This is a genomic window from Cytophaga sp. FL35 (genome assembly GCF_014349235.1).
In the GTDB taxonomy this organism is placed as follows: domain Bacteria; phylum Bacteroidota; class Bacteroidia; order Flavobacteriales; family Flavobacteriaceae; genus Euzebyella.
Genome location: NZ_JACSOH010000019.1, coordinates 65,069 through 85,653, shown reverse-complemented (window position 1 = coordinate 85,653; position 20,585 = coordinate 65,069). Strand labels below are relative to the sequence as shown.

The following is a 20,585-nucleotide window of genomic DNA, read 5'->3' as shown; positions in this document are numbered from 1 at the left end:
TTTTCGGTAAGGGGTTTTTTAGATTATTAAAATTCTTTTTAATCTAAACTTTCCAAATATTTCAAACTTTCCGGAACCTGCTCAACGACCCTAGAAGATTCATCTTCAATGAACATGTACTCAATACCTAACTTCTTTGCCTCTGCAACGGTACCAGCTATATCTACTTGACCAGTTCCTAGAACTACATTGGTCTCTACATCTTCATGACCGGTATTGTTACCTTCAATTCCATGCTGCATATCCTTTAAATGCATAAGAGTGAATTTCTTGGGGTACTTCTTCATAAGCGCCAAAGGATCTGCCCCGCCATGGTGTGCCCAAAAAACGTCAAGTTCAAAAGTAAAGTCTTTTGCGTTTTGAGCCATATAGTCAAAAAGGGTACCATCCTTCCAAGGTCTAAATTCATAACCATGGGCATGGTATGCCAAGGTTATCCCATTTTTTTTCAATTCCTTTCCCGCTTTATTGAAAACTTTAGTGGCATGTTGTGTTTCTTCTAAATCCCATTTATTATCATCGTGAGGAACCCAAGCGCACATGGCATAAGTAGCACCAAATTCCTTGGCGTTGTCAATTACCTTTTGCACATTATTTTCTAAATCTCCAAAGCTAGCCCCAACACTAACTACATTTAAATTGTTTTCCTTAAGTAAGTCTTTAAACTCTCCCATTGATAAACCGTAAGTTCCGCCTCCTTCAATCTTGGTAATACCCCACCCGTTGATAATTTTCAAGGTTCCGGGAACATCTTCCTTAAATTGATTTCTTAAACTATAAAGCTGTAAACCAACTTCTTGCCCTTGCCCCGAAATATTGAAAAGAAGGGCCAATAGTAATGTTGAAATTATTTTTTTCATCCGATTTTAATTTAGCTCTTAAAAGTAAGGATATATACTGCTGTAATACAAAAACACCCCCTTAAAAATTGAAGGAGGTGTTTCTTATTATCTTGCAATTACCAAATTAGGTCAAAAGATTTCCATCCTCATCCCACTCGGCAATCACATTTCTCTTGCTATTATCTACACATTTGGCAATCCATTCTGGATCATATTCAACACCGTGTTTCTTAAGAACATCATCTGGTACACCGTCCCAAACATTGGGTTGGTTTCCTTTGTAACCCAAATCTGCAATACCCACCTTTGAAGTATAGTAACCAGTTACGACCAAGTTTCTCATCAATGCGAAAAACTGAATCTGCAAAGGTTGATCATCTAAGGGCATTTCCATATCTTGATTACAAATCTGGTCAAGTATCTCCTTCTGCTGATCTAAACTAGCCGATTTAAATTCCAATCCGTAATCGGTATTCGATTTATGGTCCAACCACATTAAACCACCCAGCAAGGTATTCTGCATCTGTGGCATATCTTTACCTATAAACTCTATAAATTCCGGCACATCTGCTTCTAACGGACCTCCATGTGGTTCTTTAGGTGGCAAAATAACCTCACTCAAAACAGCAATCGTTTCCATTTCATGTTCATTGAAAAGCTGTTCTTCCTTTAACTTTGCATCCCTTTCTGCCTCCGCGGGCGTTCTACCATAAAATTTGGTATCCGTACTAACCGCAGTATCTCCTTCTACGGGTGCAGCTTCTCCCTTATCGGTTTTACAACTGTGAAATGCAAATGCAGAAGCACTAGCACCAAGAATCATTGTCTGTATACTCTTTCTTCTGTCCATCATTAGATATTTTGTTGTTTCAACTGTTCTATAATATAGTCCGATGCTCTCCAAGATAGTGCCAAAATGGTCCAAGTACAGTTCTTATCCGCTTGGGAAACAAAGGGTCCTGCATCTACAATAAATACATTGTCAACATCATGTAATTGATTGAATTTATTGGTAACCGAAGTTTTTGGATCATCCCCCATTCTAGTGGTACCTACTTCGTGAATGATCTCACCGGGCGCATGAAGACCATAGTCCCTGTCCTTACCTGGTTTGTTTAAATAGATGCCTCCCATGTTATGGGTAATCTCTTCAAAGGTGTCTTGCATGTGTTTTGCTTGACGCACTTCAACATCAGACCATTTATAGTTAAATTTCAACACCGGAATTCCGTAATCATCAACAGTTGTTTCGTCAATCTCACAGTAATTTTCCTTTCGAGCTAGACCCTCACCTCTACCACCAAAGCCTATAACGGCACCGTAGTACCTCTTAACTTCGTCACGAAGTTTGTCTCCATATCCGCCGGTTGGGAAGCCCATTAGCTTATTAAAATTGTCTTGATCAAAACCAAAACCGTAATTAGGTTGGCTCATACCTCCCCACACTTCTATGTGGTAGCCGCGAGGGAAATCCAGTTTACTATGATCACCCCACCAAGGTGAGTAAACGTGCATACCACCCACACCATCTTCGTTATAGGTAACATCACGATTCATCAAATCTGGAACAAAGGCCGCCCCACTACTTCCTGTAGAATCGTGTAAATACTTACCTACCAAATTGCTGCTGTTACCCAATCCGTTTGGATGTTGCTTACTTTTGGAGTTTAATAATATTCTGGCGGATGAACAGGCAGATGCTGCCAATACCACTACTTTTGCTTTTAGCTTATATTCCTTTCTGTCATCTTTACTTACGTAAGAAACTCCAGTGGCCTTACCCTCTTCATTGGTGGTAATTTCACGAACCATGGAATTGACATACAAGCGCACCTTACCACCACTTTTTTGGGCCGGAAAAATCAAACAACTTCCAGCGGAGAAATCCGCATACACTTGGCATGATCTACCGCATTGTCCGCAATAAAAACAAACACCACGCTCATTATTTATTCGCTTCGTAAGCATTGAAAGACGGCCTGGAATTACTGGAATACCCGACTTTTTTGCGCCTTTTATATAAAATAGTTCATGAAGTCTTGGTTTTGGAGGAGGAAGGAAAAATCCATCCGGATCATTTTCACGACCTTCATTGGTTCCAAAAACGCCAATCAATTTATCTACCTTATCGTAATAAGGCTTTACGTCTTCATAGCCTATAGGCCAATCTTCCCCATGTCCGTCGCGAGTTTTACCTTTAAAATCTTTAGGGCCAAAGCGGAGTGAGATACGCCCCCAGTGGTTGGTACGGCCACCGAGCATACGTGCTCTCCACCATTTAAAAGTGGTTCCTTCTTCCGTGGTGTACGGTTCACCATCAACTTCCCAATCGCCCCAAGACTGATCCCATTCGCCAAAGGCACGCGTGGTTCCCGCACCTCTACGTGGCGAATCATAAGGCCACTTCAATTGGGTCATGGTTTTCGGGTCAGCGGGGTCAAAGAACGGTCCCGCTTCAACAACCGCAACATTTAATCCGGCATCTGCAAGCTGTTTGGTAGCCATACCACCGCCGGCGCCGGAGCCGACAATGATAACATCATAGACTTCAGGAGATTCCTTTATCTGCATAGTTAGTTTAGTTTAAATGAGCGCACAATTTAAAAATTAAAAATGAAAATTATGCGGATTTGGAACATCTATATGGTAGATTGACACAATCTGTACTGAGATAACATAAATAATAACCGTTAAAAATTTTTCATTTGGCCAAGGGCCTTTTCAACCGTCTTTACAGGTAGTTTACAGGTAGTGTTCTGACAAACATAGATATAGGTCTCATCTTCAATAAAACGGTCTTTGAACAACGGAGAATCACTTTTTTCCTTACTACCCACAACAAGGGTGTTAGGCAAGTAATGTTTTTGAAATCCTTGCACCACTGGCTTAACATTTGAGCCTACAATGGCTATTTCAAAAAATGGAAAGGTATTTTTCAAAAGTAAAGAGTTCCATTTTGAATAGCTGGAAGGACTTTCTGCGATCAATGGAGTTATAGATGCAAGCATTTTTTTGGACCTTTCCATGAATTCGGTATTGTAATCTATGTGACCCAACTTAAATAAATTGGAGGCCATTATTGCATTGGGCGACGGTAAAACACCGTCGTCCGTTTTTACAATTTTAGCAATCAACTCCTCGCCTTCATTAAAAAAGTACAAACCAGAACTACTATCATAAAATTGATTATGGGCTTTTTTGGTTAACTCTCTAGCAAAATCTAAATAGTCTGTATTAAAAGTAACCTCATAAAGACTTAAAGAAGCATGGGCAAAAAAGGAGTAGTCCTCTAAAAAGCCTTTCCTTTGTTCACTGCCAGGTTTATATGTATGGACTAACTTTCCATTAGCATAATTATGTGTCTTTAAAGAAGTAAAAATTGAAACCGCCTCATCTAGAAAACGCTCTTGATTAAATGCTTTATAAGCATCGACCAGACCATCTATCAATAAAGCATTCCACGAGGTAATTACTTTATCATCTACACCTGGAAATGTACGCTTTCCCCTAGCGTTCATCAATTTTTTATGCCAATTTGATTTGATATTTGACAGACTGGAACCATCTATCTGATTTTCGGCCAGGAATTTCGAGTCATTACTGGACCTATGTAGAACATACTTGTCATCTTCCCAGACCGTTTCATCATGAATACGATAATACTCAGAAAAAAGGGGGAAATCATCTTCTAAAACCTCCATTAACTCCTCTTTGCCCCACACATAATATTTTCCCTCCTCTCCTTCTGTATCGGCATCCAGGGCGGCATAATATCCCCCATCCTTGTTTTTCATTTCCCTTTGGAGAAATTCCACCGTTTCCCAAACTATATCTTTATACCTCTCGTCCTTAAATACAGTGAAGGCCCTGGAGTACAAGCTTAGAACCTGCGCATTATCATACAACATCTTTTCAAAATGTGGGACTTTCCAATCCGGGTCCGTACTGTACCTGTAAAAGCCACCCCCTAAATGGTCATAGATTCCTCCAAATGCCATAATATCCAAGGTATTTTTGACGTGTGCTTTGGCTTGTTTATCTTCTTGTAAAATAGCATAATCCAAAAGGAACATCAGGTTTGAAGGAATCATGAACTTTTGGACACCCTTATCCCCACCCTTTTCCAAATCCCAATATTCGCTCCATGTTTTAACACTTTCGCGAACCGTATCTTTGGAGAGTATTTCATTATCTGAATTAGGTACAATAGTGTTTGCTTCCGCAATTACATTAGCAACCATATCCGCATATTCCGAAGCCTTTTGAGGGTCATTTTGGTACAAATCGTTGATTTTGGTCAAAACTTGCGTCCATTGTTCTTTAGTATGGTAAGTACCTCCGTACAAGGGTTTGCCGTTTGGAAGGGTGATTACGTTCAAGGGCCAGCCACCATTACCTGAAATCAACTGCAAAGCGGTCATGTATACCTGGTCAACATCGGGTCTTTCTTCCCTATCAACCTTTATACTGACAAAATTATCGTTCATAACCTTGGCCACTTCTACATCTTCAAAAGTTTCCTCTTCCATCACATGACACCAATGGCATGAGGAATATCCAATGCTTACCAACACCAGTTTGTTCTCCTTTTTGGCATCTTCTAAAGTCTCCTGGCTCCAAGGCCTCCAATTTACGGGATTATGGGCATGTTGCAGGAGATAAGGACTGCTTTCGTTTACCAGGGCATTCGTAAATTCATGTTCCTCTTCCTCCTCAACTTTTTCCCCTTTATTTTTACAAGAGGTCAAGAGTAAAAATACCAAAAGAAGTGTAACCTTAAGGAAAGTAGTACTGGGCTTCATAGTCAATTTTTCTATTGCCGAAAATACGACAATTAGTTACATTTTATGGGCCAACATTTATTCGGAAATAAAGGCGGAAGCAGGTAGACCGGCCCTATTAAATAAGTTTGGCTCCGCTGTATTGCTCCATCCAAATCGCACATTTACGGGTTCAGTGACTTTTTTGGAGGTCAGTATAATTTTATCATCTTTTATTTTTGCCTTGGCCGGATACCATTTTCCATCTGTGGACTCTATTTCAAAATGGGTAATTTGTTTTCCCCTCACCATTAGTCCGTCGGCATGTTCAAAAAGAACCTCCACCTTCTTCCCGTCAATTTTATGAGTTTTATAGAGGGGACCATGCACTTCTCCATCATAATTTTTGTACGTCTCTTTAAGTACAAGATTCGCTAGACGAAGACCCACATCCTGCTTATTTGGAGGATGAATATCATTGATGGTAGCAATATCGCTAACCACGACCATTCCTGAATTCGGGATTACTTCCTGAGCTATTCTTTGTGAATTTCTAAGATATGCACCAACCTCGGGTGTATCATATTTGTAAGGAGCAATTTGAACAAAGTAAAATGGAAATTCGTATCCCCAAGCGCTTCGCCAAGAAGCGACCATTTTAGAGAACAACTTGGTATAATTGTCATGTCTGCTCACATTTGATTCACCCTGATACCAAATAGTACCGGCAATCTTGAAACCGGTAAGTGCATGAACCATTCCATTGTACAAATAGGAAGGGGTTACCGGACTCCAAGGGGTTACTTTCATAGAATCGGCATCTTTTTTAAGGTCTTCGTTTTCTTCAAAAACTGATCGTGTTGCCCAAACCTCGGCAGGAGAACCTCCCCAGGCATTATTGATTAGACCGATAGGAATATTCATCTCAGTTTGAAGTCGTCTGGCAAAAAAGTAGGCTACAGCACTAAAGTCTTTCATCGTTTCTGGCGAGCATACCTCCCAATTACCCGGTAAATCGTCTTGCGGATATTCAGCCGTTCTACGTTCAACCATAAAAAAACGAATATTTGGGTAGTCGGCCTTCTTTATTTCTTCCTCCGCATTGTCTATTCCTGCGTTTGTGGTTGCGGTCCATTGCATATTTGATTGCCCAGAACACACCCATACCTCTCCTATGAGAATATCATGGAGCACAACTTCATCTTCCAATCCCTTTATCGTTATCTTGAAAGGACCGCCAGCTTCTGGTGTATTTACCAACACCTCCCATGCTGCAGTAATCGGAGTTTTTACCATATACTCCTTATTGTCCCAACTAGTGGTAACGATCAGTTCTTCACCGGTTTGGGCCCAGCCCCATATTTTAACAGCTTCGTTTCTTTGCAGCACCATATGGTCCCCAAATATATTTGGAAGGGTAATTTTGGCTAAAGCCAATTGACATGTCAATAAGACAACAATGAATAGTAGTTGGTTTGGTTTCATGAGTATTTGTGGTTTATATAACGTTTAAATATATTAATTTAAAATTCGTCATCCAGATAGAATTAAATTCGTTTTCATTTTGACTTTTCTCGCTACCTATTAGAAACAAAAAAGGGCAAAAACTTTCGTTTTCACCCTTACTTCTTTAACCACTAGAATTTAATGTTTTACCAGCAGCCTCTTAATCATCTCGTTACCAGAAACATCTTTGGTTCTCACATAATAAAGACCATCGGATAAATTGGCAACCGTTACTTTATATACTTCACCAACCGCCGTATTCTTTACGTCTGATTCTAATACTAGATTTCCACTCATATCGAAAACCGAAACGGTCTCAAGTATTAGATTCGCACCTTTGACCAAACCTAAGGACACTTCTGATGAAGCTGGGTTCGGGTAGATTCGCAGTTCTTTGTTGCCCTCTTCCGATAGTCCGGGAGAATCTAACACTGTAATTTCAATTGTCTCGGTACTTATTTCTCCTTCTATATCTTCTACGGTCAGGGTCGCCGTGTAAATACCTACAGAGTTATAGGTATGAGCAGCGGTCTCACCCTCTATGGTATTTGATCCGTCTCCAAAATTCCATGTAAAACTTGTGATTGCAACATCATCTGAAGAATTGCTTCCGTCAAAATTGACCAATAGTGGAGAATAACCTGATTTTACATCTGCCCGAATCAAAGCGGAAGGACCTTCGTTCGTTTTCTGAAATATAACCTGCATTTCGTGGCTTGAACTAATATTTTCAAATTTATAGCTTTCGACAATTGTCACTTCGACTCCATCAACAAGAATTTGTTTAATTTGATGCCCTTCATTTGGAATAATATTTACTTCTTGTGTATCTCCTTCTTTTACGTAAAGGGTTCCACTGGGATCCAAAGTACCTCCTTCAGAAGCTAATAAATTTAGGGTATAATCACCTTGAATGGATTTAAACACCGCTTCTATCGAATGTCCTTCCATAACATTCTCAAAGGTATATTCAGCCATATCGGCTACAACAATACCGTCGACCAAAAAGTGTTCGAACTGGTACCCATCACTTTCCGTTACGGAGAAAACAATACTCCCCGATTCTTCCACCCAGTTATCACCGACTGGTGAAATGAAACCGCCAAAACCAGCAGATGATGCTATTAAGTATTTTGGTTTTTCCTTTTCTACGAATACTGCCTTGATAATGTGTTCTCCACTAACATTTTCAAACAAATATTCAGGTTCCGAAACAGTAAAACTGTTGTCTACAATAAAATAATCAAAATCATAACCCTCTTCAGCTATTGCAGTGAATTTTTGGTTATCCCCTTCTGCAATGGAAATGGTTCCCTTTGGTGAAATTTCACCTCCCAAACCAGCAGATGCCTCAATGGAAATAAGCTTTTTAATAAAGGTCGCTTCAAGTGAATGGTCCCCTGTTACATTATAAAAAATATAACTCTCAACTGCCCCTTGAGATACCCCATCAACAATCACTTCATTGATCGCATAGCCTGAATTTGGACTGATGATAAACTGTTGATCTCTGCCTTCTACCACCTGAACATTGCCTTTAGGATTTACAGAACCGTTTTGTCCAACAGATACCGTTATTGTATGTTCTAAAGGAGGCAATACATTAATTTCAATTGTGTTGGTGTCAATATTATTATCACCATCCTTAACCCTTAAAAGCACAGTGTATGTACCCGCCTTAAGGAAATTAAATGTAGGGTCGGCAACATCGGATGTCGACGATAGTTCATCACCGAACTCCCAACTATAGTCAACAATTGCAACATCATCGGAAGATTGGCTTCCTGTGAAGCTTACAGCTAAGGGAGCGCGACCTGTGGTTTTATTTGCCGATAAGATTGCCACTGGGTTACCTGAATTTCCAATAATCCAATTAAATTCAGTAGATGACGTATTGGAATTGTTGTTCACCGTTACTGTGACGTTATAAGGGCTATTTTCTTCAACACTTCCAGCTATACCATCCCTCTTGGACTCCGAGGCATTAGTCAACTGAATATCAGAGTAATTAGTCCCGTCAATTTTGTACAGAGCCATCTTGTCTATGGCATGCCCAGCCGACCTTTCGGAAACCTGCATGGTGTACGTACCAGGGTTCACGAACCAAATATAAACGTTATGGGAATCATTATCACTGGTTCGCGCCTGCCAATCATACACTTCAGGGTTTCCTCCGCTTCTCCAAATCTTGAAAAAACCGTTACTGCCACCACCCTCAGGGGTAGTTTGGGAAGTGACCCTTGAACTTCCTTTTGGGAAAACTATATTTTCCTGTGGTCCTTGTAAATTGTTAATAAGGGCTGCTTCGTCTGTAATGGCACCTTTATATCCGAAAAACCAAACATCATCATTGTTAGGAAACTTCAACCAATTGTCGTTTTCTTCGGTCGAATTTTCTCCTGAATAAAAACTTCTCCAATTAAATCTGTAGACACCCGGAGTCGTTACTTTGATTTCATAAGGGATGGTACCCCCATTTTGTGAGTTAAAGCTATTCGTAGACGCTTTGATGCCTGTGGCTCCACCCACGTTCGTTGCTGTCCAACCAGGCACCAAATCACCTGACTCGGCCTCGATAACCACCAAGCCATTATTTTCTAAAAACGGACCATCGGATCCTGTAGTGGCAATGGTACCACTGATCAAACCGTTGTCTTCATCTATTTGTAATCCAGGGGGAAGACCAACCGCCGAGAAATTAAGGTTATTTCCCATATTCTCCGTTTCTATTTGCAAGCTTACAGCCTCTCCAACTCGATTGTATTGTGTACCTGGGTTGGTTATCCCAGAATTATATTCACCATTTTTAAGCACTATATCAAGGGTAGCCTCGGTCGCATACTCAATTGATAGAATTGCATTTTTATTCGCACCGGTTTCTGAGAGTGTTACGTTTAACTCTAAGGTCCCATTCGGTTCTAATAGAATGTTTTTCACGTTTGCCGTACTTAAGGTAAAGTATCCACCTTCGTCACCCTTTAGTGTAACGGAACGAATATAAACACCCATATTACCTTCAATAGCCTGTAAGTCAATTGCTGCAGTTTCTCCGGGATTCATGTCTACCAAGGTAGGTGCCGAAATTTGGCTTGCGGTATTTGCCGTACCTGTTGGAGTATCTTCCCCTAAGAATTCCATGTTTTTCTGATTACCGCCCCCCAAATTCGGAGATCCACCCATTACGAAAACACCATTGCCCGAAACTATCGCCTGCGTACCATGCCTGTGATGATTTAAATCTGGCAAACGTGACCAGGATCCAGTTTCGGGATCATACTGCTCCGTAATCTTAAGAGCTCCGGAAACTACAGTACCGTACACATTTTGATTCTGAACCTCACCTCCGGCAACAATTAACTTCCCGTTGATACTAGCGGTTACCGGTGCAGCTCTCGGTGTTGGTATATTTTGTTGTGAGGGTAAGGTACTCCACTCCCCTTGACTAAAGTCATAAACATCAACCTCTTCGATAGTAGGTGCAAATACGCCTCCTTGTCCGCCTGAAAGACGGCCTCCAGCCAAGTACATTTTATGACCTATTACGGCCGCATGAAAGTGATCTCTAGCTCTAGGTGCATCTGTCAATACCTTCCATTGTCCTGTGGATGGGTCGTACTGATCTAACCAGCTCACATAACCACCATCATGACCTGCGGTATTACCTCCTGATATATAAAACTTATCATTGTAAACTACCAAACCTGTGGAACCTCTTCTTCTACTTTCTGGTATTTCTGCCCCCTGAATCCATTTTTCAGTTACCGGATCAAATGCCCAAATGTATTCCGCAGGTCGTTCTTGCGGAAAGGTGTTGGTCTTAAAAGCCCCAATTACCCATATCAAGCCCTTATATTCTACTGCTTGAAAGTGATTGAATTCTTGTGGCGGCGAATTAGTAATCTGTTTCCATGAATCGGTGTTATAATCATAGACATCAATGGTTTTTGCATTTTCACGTCCTCCCATTAGATAGAACTTGTCTCCAGATTGCACCAATGAACATTCATGGCGAGCGGTATAGCTTTCATTTTCTTCTTTATCCGTCCAAGTATAATTACCAATCGACCATTGAAATACCATATTCTCTGTTGAGGAACCTGGTTTGCTTACGGTGATTGTTACCTGGTGATCTCCATTATTATTAGGCCCGCCCGATAGTGCGCCATTCGCAATCACACCAAAAATGTGTCCGTTGGTCGGTTCAATATCCACCCCCTCCGGTTGGCCAGATATGGCATAGGTAAAGTTTTCGTTCTGATTTCCACCACTTGCCGAAACGGTAAGACTGATGGTATCATCAACAAAATTAAGTTGGTTCTCTATTTGTGCGATGGATATAAGATCATTTGTCCCGTTCACTTTTAGTACCTCTATGGCTTGCAACACAGGATTTTCAGTTCCTGTATGTTCAAACAACACATTCAACTCCCCATCGGCAACGGTAATATCATAGGACAGCATACCGGCATGAAATTGAGTGCCACTTCCACCAAACAATTGAACAACGTCAATGTCATCTCCTTTTAATTGAGACTCTAAACTAATATCGAAAATACGTGCCCCAACACTATTTGCAGGACCATAGCCATTACCCGTATATATATTTACCACATAATTTCCATTGTCTACAGGAAATTTAAACTCCATTTCAGGCGCGCTAGTAGGGTCGTATCTCTCCTTTGAATAAATAGCATTGAATGTCGTTTCATCAATGTAATCAGGTACCGACTCATGTCTATTTTCATATTGAAATGTATTTGTAGAACCAGGAATGGTACCCGCATTTACAGTATAGGTAATGCCCGTTACCGCACCATTGCCAATATTTGATTCCCAATCAGGTTGATCATCGGTGGCCAATACACCCTCTCCACCTGCATTCACCCTTGCTACCACGGTATATGCAGGTTCCACATATTCCTCTAAAATGGCAGTTAATGGCACCACGTAGGGTGAGTTATCACCGTCATGTACAAGTTCTAAGGAAGCTGATTTAATCCCTTCAATACCATTCGGAAAGAAGTTGATGGGAATTGTTTTGTTCGCCCCTGGTCCTAAAACTAATGGCAGTTCTAAATCATGACTGAACAAGTTGGCATCGGGTCCTGTAATATTGATGGACGAAAGCTCAACTACACCTGCCGACGGCCCACCCTCGTTCTTTAAAGTTTCGACTAATTGAACTTGAGAAGCATCTGTATACAACTTACCAAAATCAACCGGACTTTCAGAAAGTACCAAATTGGCGTTACCATCAATATTTATTCTAATGTAATCCCAAGTAGCCGTAAAGGGTTCTCCTCCTCCTGTAGTTGATATCAAACCGACCGCCATACCTTGATTATCGGTCGCATCTAATACTTCGACGGGTAAAGTAATCTTTCCCCCTAAAGCAATCACACTTTCACCCCCATCTAAAGAGTAATAAGGTTGTGCTTCGTTGGTAGCCGGAGAGACATTGATATATAGATCTACAGAGGTAGCCCCTAATAGGCCATTCACATCATACACCATTGAGTAAACATTTGGGCTACCGTCTTCTTTGACGACCTCAAATCCGAGAATACCATCATCGGCAAGGCTACCATCCATAATAGATATTTGTAAGTAATGGTCTTGGTCTCCATTACCTATAAAAATACCATACGAAAGGTTTGTGGTTGAAGTTACATTCGCAAAAGGTGTTTCTATCTTTGAATGTACCGTAAATGGAGACGAGTTACTATCTACATTAACCCCAAATTGAAAGCCGTTCCTTTGAGTATTGCCATCGAGCGCACTTCCGTCATCTACAAAATCAATGGTCGCTTTACCTCCTGCTCCACCAAATGAAAGATTGGTATCATCATATTGGGTTAAATAATCGGTAGTACCGTCACCCGAAATCATTAAACCTGTAAAGCCCAATCCGAATAGGCCGGTACCCGGATCGTTATTCCAAAAAGGGTAATCGATAGGAAGACTCGTACCCAACCCGTTATTCGCATCAATGGCAAAAGGATCGGCTACATCAGCTATACCGTCATTATCATCATCGGGGTCATTCAAATCAGATATGAAGTCGCCGTCATTATCGCTGGGTTTGCTACCCCCAGAACAAATATCTGTGCCATTTGCAAGCTCATCATCGTTGGAATACCCATCAAAATCATAGTCAGCTGTACCATCATAATTGGCATCGCTTGGGTCCAAACAATTTCCAAAATCGGCAGGTTCAAAAACGGTTATATTATCCGCACCATAGGTAGCGGCCCAAATTGTTCCGGGAAAGGGATCAGAATCTCCTTGTGCTATAACATCTAAAGGTGTAGATCCAAATCCGGACAAAAAGTTATTATTTTTTAAACTGACCGCATCTCCTGACTCGTTTAAATGGTATCTGTTAATTTTACCATTAAATGATGCCGTGAGTATATCACCTTTCATTGCCCCATCAAAATTGCTGGCAGTATATTCACACATACCATTTGTAGAAGAATTTACAATATCAAAAATTCTCATTCGGGCATCGTATTTTGATACTGACAAATATTCTCCCTCTATAGGGTTATCAGGAAAATCGGTTATATCAAACACTTGATTGAAGTAGCCTGATACTCCGGTAAGCAAATTACCGAAATCATACTCTTCTTCAATAACCCATGCTTCTCCATCAAATTCATAAACTTTCAATCCGGCTCTGGAAGGAAAAGCCCTTATCGGAACTGGGTGGCCGGCATAGTAACTACCATTGGCATCTGAAACATTACCCACATAATGTAATGGGTCACCATGCCCGTCACTTCCTGATTCATTCAAATCATTGGTTACATAATCGCCTAATTCCGGATTGTAGGTTGTAGTACCCTGATCCCCTTTCCGTTGCCCGTTGCTGTCATAAATTACCGGTAATCCACCCCATGTAGTATTCGGGCCATTATCGACTGAATAAATCCTACCTTCCTTAGTAATAACCACATCATATCCGTTACGCCATCCTGTAGAAAATATCTGAACAGGTCCACCTTCTTCGGGAAAAGCCTGATTCAAACCATTGTTTCCACCAAAAGGATCGCCTACATCAATTGTTGCATTGTACATGGGGTGACCGACATTGTAAGGAAAATTGGCACTGGAATTATCAATATCAGGTCTATTAGGGTCATTTAATGTTGGAAGGTCATAGACATATTTGATATTTCCATATCTAGCATCAATGAATGGACCTCCATTTGAAGCTTCAATTTGTTCTAATTGCGTAAGGTTAATTATAAGCATCGCCGCTGAAAGAAATGTCTCTGGGGTACCTGCAAAATTGTTACTCGGAGCCCCCTTGTTGGCATTACCTCCTTGTTGTAACATGAGATAGTTATTGCCGTTTCTTTCAAAAATTTCCATTCCATTTGTAGAGTGATTCTCTTCACACCTGGGCAACCCCCTTACCAAGTCTACCTTATCCCAGGTAGTGCCCGTCCATGTTAAACGAGAAAGAATACCCGAGTTGGTATCGAGGTTTTTATCATTACCGCTTCCTCCTCCTCCAATTCGAGAGTCAGATGAGCTTACATACAAAATAGGCTGATTGACTGTTCCCGCGGCCAACAACCCGGTAATCTGACGTACCTTTAATGTGTTGATTGTACCATTATCATTATGGTTAGGAACACCAGTTTTAACGGCGTTTATTTTTACCGCTTCAATGGCAGTATAAGTCCCTTCCCCAGCTTCCGCATTATCACGGAGTACAGTATATTCGTAAATAGTTCCGTCTTGTTGGGCTACATAAAGCTTTCCGTTAGGTCCAAAATCCAAAGATGTTGGGTTGTCAATTTGTATACTCTTTAAACCAGATGGATTAAAGCTCTGAGCAGAAAGTAAATTGGAAATTAGAAAGCCAAATAAAAGCAAATAAGGAAATACATTTACAGAGTAGGTTTTAATCATGCGAAAACGATTTAGCTATTTTAATTTAGGTGATGACCATTAATTGTACATCAAATTTAATTAGTATTAAAAGCATGCTCTTACTAACAATTAACTTAATCGTTAAGCTACAATTCAAAGCGACAAACTACCCAAAAAATTAACATTAACGGTTAAACATAACTAAGGCAAGTTGTTACATACCTGATATTTTACACTGATAATCTATTGTGAAATTTTTCTACGGATTGGTAAGAAAAATTTTTAGCAAACTGAAACGAAGCTAATTTATAGTCGCTTTACAGAATTACAGATGAAATAGAATTTCCAAGGCTAATCAAGAAATTATATATCTTTAGAAAATCAACCTAAACTCTTCAAAAATGTCTACCAAAAACTTCTACATCAACAGACGTAACTTTTTAAAATCTACAACCGCTGCCATGGCCTTATCTTCGTTTGGAGCATATGGTCTCGACTTGGTCTATAGAGAAAAACCTCTGAGAGTGGGACTCATTGGAACGGGTTGGTATGGTAAAAGTGACCTATTTAGATTAATTCAAGTCACCAACGTAGAAGTTATTTCTCTTTGTGACGTTGATAAACACATGCTGTCAGCGGCAGCTGAGTTGGTCAGTACACGGCAGAAATCTGGCAAAAAGCCCAAAACCTACACGGATTATAAAAAAATGCTGGCACAAAGCGAGCTTGATATCGTTTTGGTGGGCACACCCGATCATTGGCATGCACTACAGGGGATTGAAGCCATGAAATCGGGTGCACATGTATACCTACAAAAACCTATTAGTGTAGATGTTATGGAAGGAGAGGCTTTAGTAGCCGCCAGTAAAAAGTATAATAAAGTCATACAAGTGGGAACCCAACGAAAAAGTACCCCACATCTTATCGACGCCAAAAAGAACATTGTTGATGCCGGATTGCTGGGCAAGGTTTCGCACGTAGAAATGTGCTGCTATTATCATATGCGAGATAAAAAAAATAGACCTACCGAACCCATTCCCGATTTCTTTGATTATGACATGTGGACGGGTCCCGCACCTATGCGCGAATTTGATGGACTCCCACATAGACGCTGGCGCGCATTTATGGAATATGGCAATGGCATAGTTGGTGATATGTGCGTGCATATGCTCGATACCGTTCGCTGGATGTTAGACCTAGGCTGGCCCAAAAGAATTAGCTCTACTGGTGGCATTTATGTGCAGAAAGATGCCAAGGCAAATATTACCGATACGCAAAATGCTATTTTTGAATTCGAGGAATTGGAGTGTGTATGGAAACACCGCTCTTGGGGAACACCCCCCGATCCGGAATATCCGTGGGCATTTAAAATATTCGGAGAAAAAGGAACGCTTTCCGGAAGCGTCATGCAATACGACTTTGTTCCTGTGGGCGATGGCAAAAAAATACACAAAGATGTTATTTACGAGCGTGAAAAATACCCCGAAGACGTAACGGAAAAAGATATTGAACTTCATGCGGCACCTGCAACTCGAGGTCACATGTTAGATTTTCTTTCGGCCATAGAAACTGGTGCTTCTCCCGTGGCAAATATCCAAGAAGGGCATATTTCCACAGCCAGCTGCATATTGGCGAACATGGCTCTAGCCTTACAACGGCCACTCTCTTATAGTCAAGATAAGCAACTGATTTTGAACGATCCCGAAGCTACAAAAATTTTAAAAAGAAGTTATCGCGAAGGGTGGCAACACCCTCATTCTTAATACGTCTTTCTGATTTGTCTTGTTTGAAACCAGAAAAATTTCCTAGAATAAAAGTGGATTTAAACATTATGAAATTGTCGAAACTTTTCTGTTGCTTCCTTCAGATCATCAATTTTTTCAACCGCATATTCGGTAATCTTTAAATAATCTAAAATTTGTAGAAAATAGAAGGTCCTTAAAAATAATTATATCCATATTTGTGTAAATATTAAGTTGGAACCAACAAACTTTTTAGCAAATGAAAAAGTGTTTGATTACAGGAATTACCGGTCAAGATGGAGCTTACCTGGCGGAATTCTTATTAAAGAAAAATTATCAAGTGCATGGCCTTAAAAGAAGGTCATCTTTGTTCAATACCGATAGAATAGACCACCTCTATCAAGACCCCCATGTAGAGAACCGAAATTTGCATTTGCATTATGGCGATATGACGGATAGCACCAATCTTATACGCCTTATACAGGAAATTCAACCTGATGAAATTTACAACCTGGCCGCCATGAGCCATGTTGCCGTTTCTTTTGAAACACCAGAGTATACCGCCAATGCCGATGGTATTGGTACTTTGAGGATTTTAGATGCCGTTCGTCTTTTAGGATTGGAGAAAAAGACTAGAATCTATCAAGCGTCTACCTCTGAACTATATGGTAAGGTACAAGAAGTACCTCAATCGGAAACGACTCCTTTCTACCCACGAAGTCCTTATGCGGTGGCTAAAATGTACGCCTACTGGATAACCGTAAATTATCGTGAGGCTTACGGAATGTTCGCTTGTAACGGTATTTTATTTAACCACGAATCGCCCATTAGAGGGGAAACTTTCGTAACCAGAAAAATTACCCGTGCAGCTTCTAAAATTGCCTTGGGATTACAGGATAAAGTTTACCTGGGTAACCTAGATGCAAAACGTGATTGGGGCCACGCCAAAGATTACGTTCGTATGATGTGGATGATTCTTCAGGCCGATGAAGCGGAAGATTGGGTAATCGCCACCGGAAAGACAACTACCGTTAGAGACTTTGTAAGAATGAGTTTTGCAGAAGCCGGTATCGAACTTGAATTTAAAGGTGAAGGCGTAGATGAAAAAGGCTACGTTGTCGCTTGTAACGACCCAAAATACCAAATAGAAAAAGGTACCGAGGTTGTTGCCGTTGACCCTAGGTATTTTAGACCAACCGAAGTGGATTTATTAATCGGTGACCCAAGCAAGGCCAACAACAAATTGGGCTGGGTACCTAAATATCAACTTCAAGATTTGGTCAAGGATATGATGACCAGCGATTTGAAATTGATGCAGAAAGACACGTATCTAAAAGAAGGTGGATACCGCATCATGAACTATTTCGAATAAAATGGATAAAAATTCCAAAATTTATATAGCTGGCCATAGAGGTTTGGTGGGCAGTGCCATTCTAAAACAACTCAAAGCGAAAGGTTATTCCAATTTCTTGTTAAGAACACATGCCGAATTGGATTTGGTAGATGCCAATGCGGTTGGCAGGTTTTTTGCCGAAGAAAAACCGGACTATGTTTTTTTGGCTGCTGCGAAAGTAGGTGGTATTGTGGCCAACAATACCTACCGTGGTGATTTTATTTACTCGAATCTTATGATTCAAAATAATGTGGTTCACCACAGTTACCTAAACGGTGTCAAAAAGTTATTGTTCCTGGGGAGTACCTGTATCTATCCCAAAGAATGTCCGCAACCAATGAAAGAAGCTTATCTTCTTACGGATGTTTTGGAATATACCAATGAACCGTATGCCATCGCCAAAATAGCGGGAATCAAACTTTGTGAAAGTTACAATTTGCAGTACGGCACCAACTACATCTCTGTAATGCCTACCAATCTATACGGACCAAATGATAATTTTGACTTGGAAAAATCCCATGTGCTTCCTGCCCTTATCAGGAAAATGCATTTAGGAAAGGCCTTGGAACAAAACGATTGGGAAGCTATTAGAGCTGATTTAAAAAACCGTCCCATAGAATCCGTTGATGAAAAGGCTGATGAAGAAGCTATTCTTCAAATACTTAATAAATACGGCGTCACCACGGGAAAAGATGGTGTATCTGTCGAGATTTGGGGAAGCGGTAAGCCGATGCGCGAATTTCTTTGGTCTGAGGATATGGCCGAGGCTTGTGTCTTTATCATGGAAAACAGAAATTTTGAGGATACGTATGAGTCCGGTCAAAAAGAAATAAGAAATACCCATATCAATATTGGTACAGGTAAAGATGTTTCTATTAAAGAATTGGCAGAAACCATCAAAAGGCAGGTTGGTTTTGACGGAAGTTTACAATTTAATGCCGATAAACCTGATGGTACCATGAAAAAGCTTACCGATGTGAGTAAGTTGCACGAATTAGGTTGGAAACATAATATAGAGCTTGAAGACGGAATCTCACAAATGTATCAATGGTATACTAGCTAACTCTAGTAATTATGATAAAAAATGGCGCCTTTCAACTGGGCGCCATTTTTAGTTAAGTGTAGTTGGTTGATCTTAATACTTTCTATTCTTTCGCTTTCTAAGCCTATTGGCTTCCTTATCGCCCTTGAATTTTTCCTTTACGGGATTCCACTCTAAAGTCCTTCCCAATTCATAGGCAATATTGGCAACATTACCCACGGTTGCAGAACGGTGACCGGTCTCTACATCTACCAATGGTTTACTGCGATCTTTCATAGCGGAGAGCCAATTTTGATAATGATTGCCCCTATCGTTAAATTTTTCTTTAGGGTCTCCTCCGTTAGGCATTAAGATATTGGCGGGAGTGGTTTCTATAAAACCCCTACTTACGTCCATTGTACCTTCGGAACCCATAAAACGTACGGCCCATCCCCTACCAAAATCTTCATGCACCATTTCTATTCCATTTTCATAGAACATCTTTAAACCTCTAACTGCCTTAGAGTCTTTTGGAGGAATAAATTTTACGGGACCTGTCCTATCCATTCCCAAACACCATTGGGCAATATCGAACATATGGGCGCCCCAGTCCGTTAAAATTCCTCCTCCGGTTTCCTTGAAATCGCGCCAGTCAGGATATTTTTCAACCACTTGGGGTGCTATGCTATGATGATAGGTCAATAAAGGCGCCGGTCCGCACCATAAATTCCAATCGATACCATTGGGCGTGGGTTCTGCAGGAAGGTCGTAAGCCCTCGCCGGGTCACCTACATTTACCAGAACTTTTTTAATCTCTCCCAATTTTCCGGTACTGACAATTTCTTGGGCTTTTTGAAATTTCTCCCAAGAACGCTGCATACTCCCTACCTGCAAAACGGTATTATTCTTTTTGGCTGCGTCTACCATCATTCTTCCTTCAACAATGGTATTGGTCAAAGGTTTTTCACAATACACATCTTTCCCGGTGTTCATTGCATCAATTGATTGAATGGCATGCCAATGGTCTGGGGTCGCCACCACAATTCCATCAATATTTTTGTCCTCCAGCATTTCCTTGTACTGCAAATAGGTGGTCACCCCATTGTAATTGGTAACCCCACGCTTTTCAGCATAATAACCTTCAACTATTTTTTTAAATCCATCACGTTTTGCCGTCCACACATCACTTCCTGCAACTATTTGTGCCTGGGTCTCAGTAGTGAAGAATCTAGAAAGTATACCTCCTTGTTTACCCAACCCGATATAACCCAAATTAATTTTATCATTAGGTGACGTGAATCCACGCCCCAGAACGTGCCTGGGTACAATGGTGACCAACCCCGCTGCAAAAGCTGTATTCTTCAAAAATTTCCTCCTTGAAAAGCCCGAATTTTGGTTTTTATTTTCCCCCTTGTTTTTCATCTGAAATGTTTTATC

At 40.7% G+C, this 20,585-nt stretch carries 10 protein-coding genes; 3 read left to right on the top strand and 7 right to left on the bottom strand.

Annotated features, from left to right (window positions below; translation table 11 throughout):
• Positions 1-38 precede the first annotated feature (38 nt).
• The 6 genes from BIZ36_RS15035 to BIZ36_RS15010 all read right to left on the bottom strand — a co-directional run bounded on the left by BIZ36_RS15035 (position 39) and on the right by BIZ36_RS15010 (position 15,031).
• Positions 39-860 (bottom strand): sugar phosphate isomerase/epimerase family protein, encoded by an 822-nt coding sequence (locus BIZ36_RS15035; protein ID WP_187458712.1) that lies wholly within the window; start codon positions 858-860, stop codon positions 39-41.
• A 106-nt stretch (positions 861-966) separates the two neighbouring features.
• On the bottom strand, positions 967-1,695 hold the full coding sequence (locus BIZ36_RS15030; protein ID WP_222937412.1) for a gluconate 2-dehydrogenase subunit 3 family protein: 729 nt from the start codon (positions 1,693-1,695) through the stop codon (positions 967-969).
• Positions 1,695-3,413, bottom strand: coding sequence for a GMC family oxidoreductase (locus BIZ36_RS15025; protein ID WP_187458711.1), 1,719 nt, complete (start codon positions 3,411-3,413; stop codon positions 1,695-1,697). The genes BIZ36_RS15030 and BIZ36_RS15025 overlap by 1 nt, the downstream gene beginning before the upstream one ends.
• 119 nt (positions 3,414-3,532) lie before the next feature.
• Complete coding sequence (locus BIZ36_RS15020; RefSeq protein ID WP_187458710.1) at positions 3,533-5,644, bottom strand: thioredoxin domain-containing protein; 2,112 nt, start codon at positions 5,642-5,644, stop codon at positions 3,533-3,535.
• 57 nt (positions 5,645-5,701) lie between these two features.
• Positions 5,702-7,087: a sialate O-acetylesterase gene (locus BIZ36_RS15015; RefSeq protein WP_187458709.1), complete on the bottom strand. Its 1,386-nt coding sequence runs from the start codon at positions 7,085-7,087 to the stop codon at positions 5,702-5,704.
• Between the two features lie 159 nt (positions 7,088-7,246).
• Complete coding sequence (locus BIZ36_RS15010) at positions 7,247-15,031, bottom strand: Kelch repeat-containing protein (protein ID WP_187458708.1); 7,785 nt, start codon at positions 15,029-15,031, stop codon at positions 7,247-7,249.
• 362 nt (positions 15,032-15,393) lie between these two features.
• Here BIZ36_RS15010 and BIZ36_RS15005 point away from each other — a divergent pair, with 362 nt between their 5' ends.
• From BIZ36_RS15005 to BIZ36_RS14995, 3 genes are all read left to right on the top strand, one after another.
• Positions 15,394-16,755, top strand: a complete 1,362-nt coding sequence (locus BIZ36_RS15005) for a Gfo/Idh/MocA family protein (protein WP_187458707.1) — start codon at positions 15,394-15,396, stop codon at positions 16,753-16,755.
• 238 nt (positions 16,756-16,993) lie between these two features.
• Positions 16,994-18,106 carry a GDP-mannose 4,6-dehydratase gene (gene gmd, locus BIZ36_RS15000; protein ID WP_187458706.1) on the top strand — a complete coding sequence of 371 codons (1,113 nt, stop codon included), beginning with the start codon at positions 16,994-16,996 and terminating at the stop codon, positions 18,104-18,106.
• Position 18,107: 1 nt separating this feature from the next.
• Complete coding sequence (locus BIZ36_RS14995; RefSeq protein WP_187458705.1) at positions 18,108-19,190, top strand: GDP-L-fucose synthase family protein; 1,083 nt, start codon at positions 18,108-18,110, stop codon at positions 19,188-19,190.
• Positions 19,191-19,262: 72 nt separating this feature from the next.
• Here BIZ36_RS14995 and BIZ36_RS14990 read toward each other — a convergent pair whose 3' ends face one another.
• Positions 19,263-20,570: a Gfo/Idh/MocA family protein gene (locus BIZ36_RS14990; protein WP_187458704.1), complete on the bottom strand. Its 1,308-nt coding sequence runs from the start codon at positions 20,568-20,570 to the stop codon at positions 19,263-19,265.
• Positions 20,571-20,585: the final 15 nt, after the last annotated feature.

What these genes read in the sequence shown, in the direction of transcription:
- BIZ36_RS15005 (WP_187458707.1), top strand. Translation starts at nt 15,394, where the DNA reads ATGTCTACCAAAAACTTCTACATCAACAGACGTAACTTTTTAAAATCT.
- BIZ36_RS15010 (WP_187458708.1), bottom strand. Translation starts at nt 15,031, where the DNA reads ATGATTAAAACCTACTCTGTAAATGTATTTCCTTATTTGCTTTTATTT.
- BIZ36_RS15015 (WP_187458709.1), bottom strand. Translation starts at nt 7,087, where the DNA reads ATGAAACCAAACCAACTACTATTCATTGTTGTCTTATTGACATGTCAA.
- BIZ36_RS15035 (WP_187458712.1), bottom strand. Translation starts at nt 860, where the DNA reads ATGAAAAAAATAATTTCAACATTACTATTGGCCCTTCTTTTCAATATT.
- BIZ36_RS14995 (WP_187458705.1), top strand. Translation starts at nt 18,108, where the DNA reads ATGGATAAAAATTCCAAAATTTATATAGCTGGCCATAGAGGTTTGGTG.
- BIZ36_RS15025 (WP_187458711.1), bottom strand. Translation starts at nt 3,413, where the DNA reads ATGCAGATAAAGGAATCTCCTGAAGTCTATGATGTTATCATTGTCGGC.
- gmd (WP_187458706.1), top strand. Translation starts at nt 16,994, where the DNA reads ATGAAAAAGTGTTTGATTACAGGAATTACCGGTCAAGATGGAGCTTAC.
- BIZ36_RS15030 (WP_222937412.1), bottom strand. Translation starts at nt 1,695, where the DNA reads ATGATGGACAGAAGAAAGAGTATACAGACAATGATTCTTGGTGCTAGT.
- BIZ36_RS14990 (WP_187458704.1), bottom strand. Translation starts at nt 20,570, where the DNA reads ATGAAAAACAAGGGGGAAAATAAAAACCAAAATTCGGGCTTTTCAAGG.
- BIZ36_RS15020 (WP_187458710.1), bottom strand. Translation starts at nt 5,644, where the DNA reads ATGAAGCCCAGTACTACTTTCCTTAAGGTTACACTTCTTTTGGTATTT.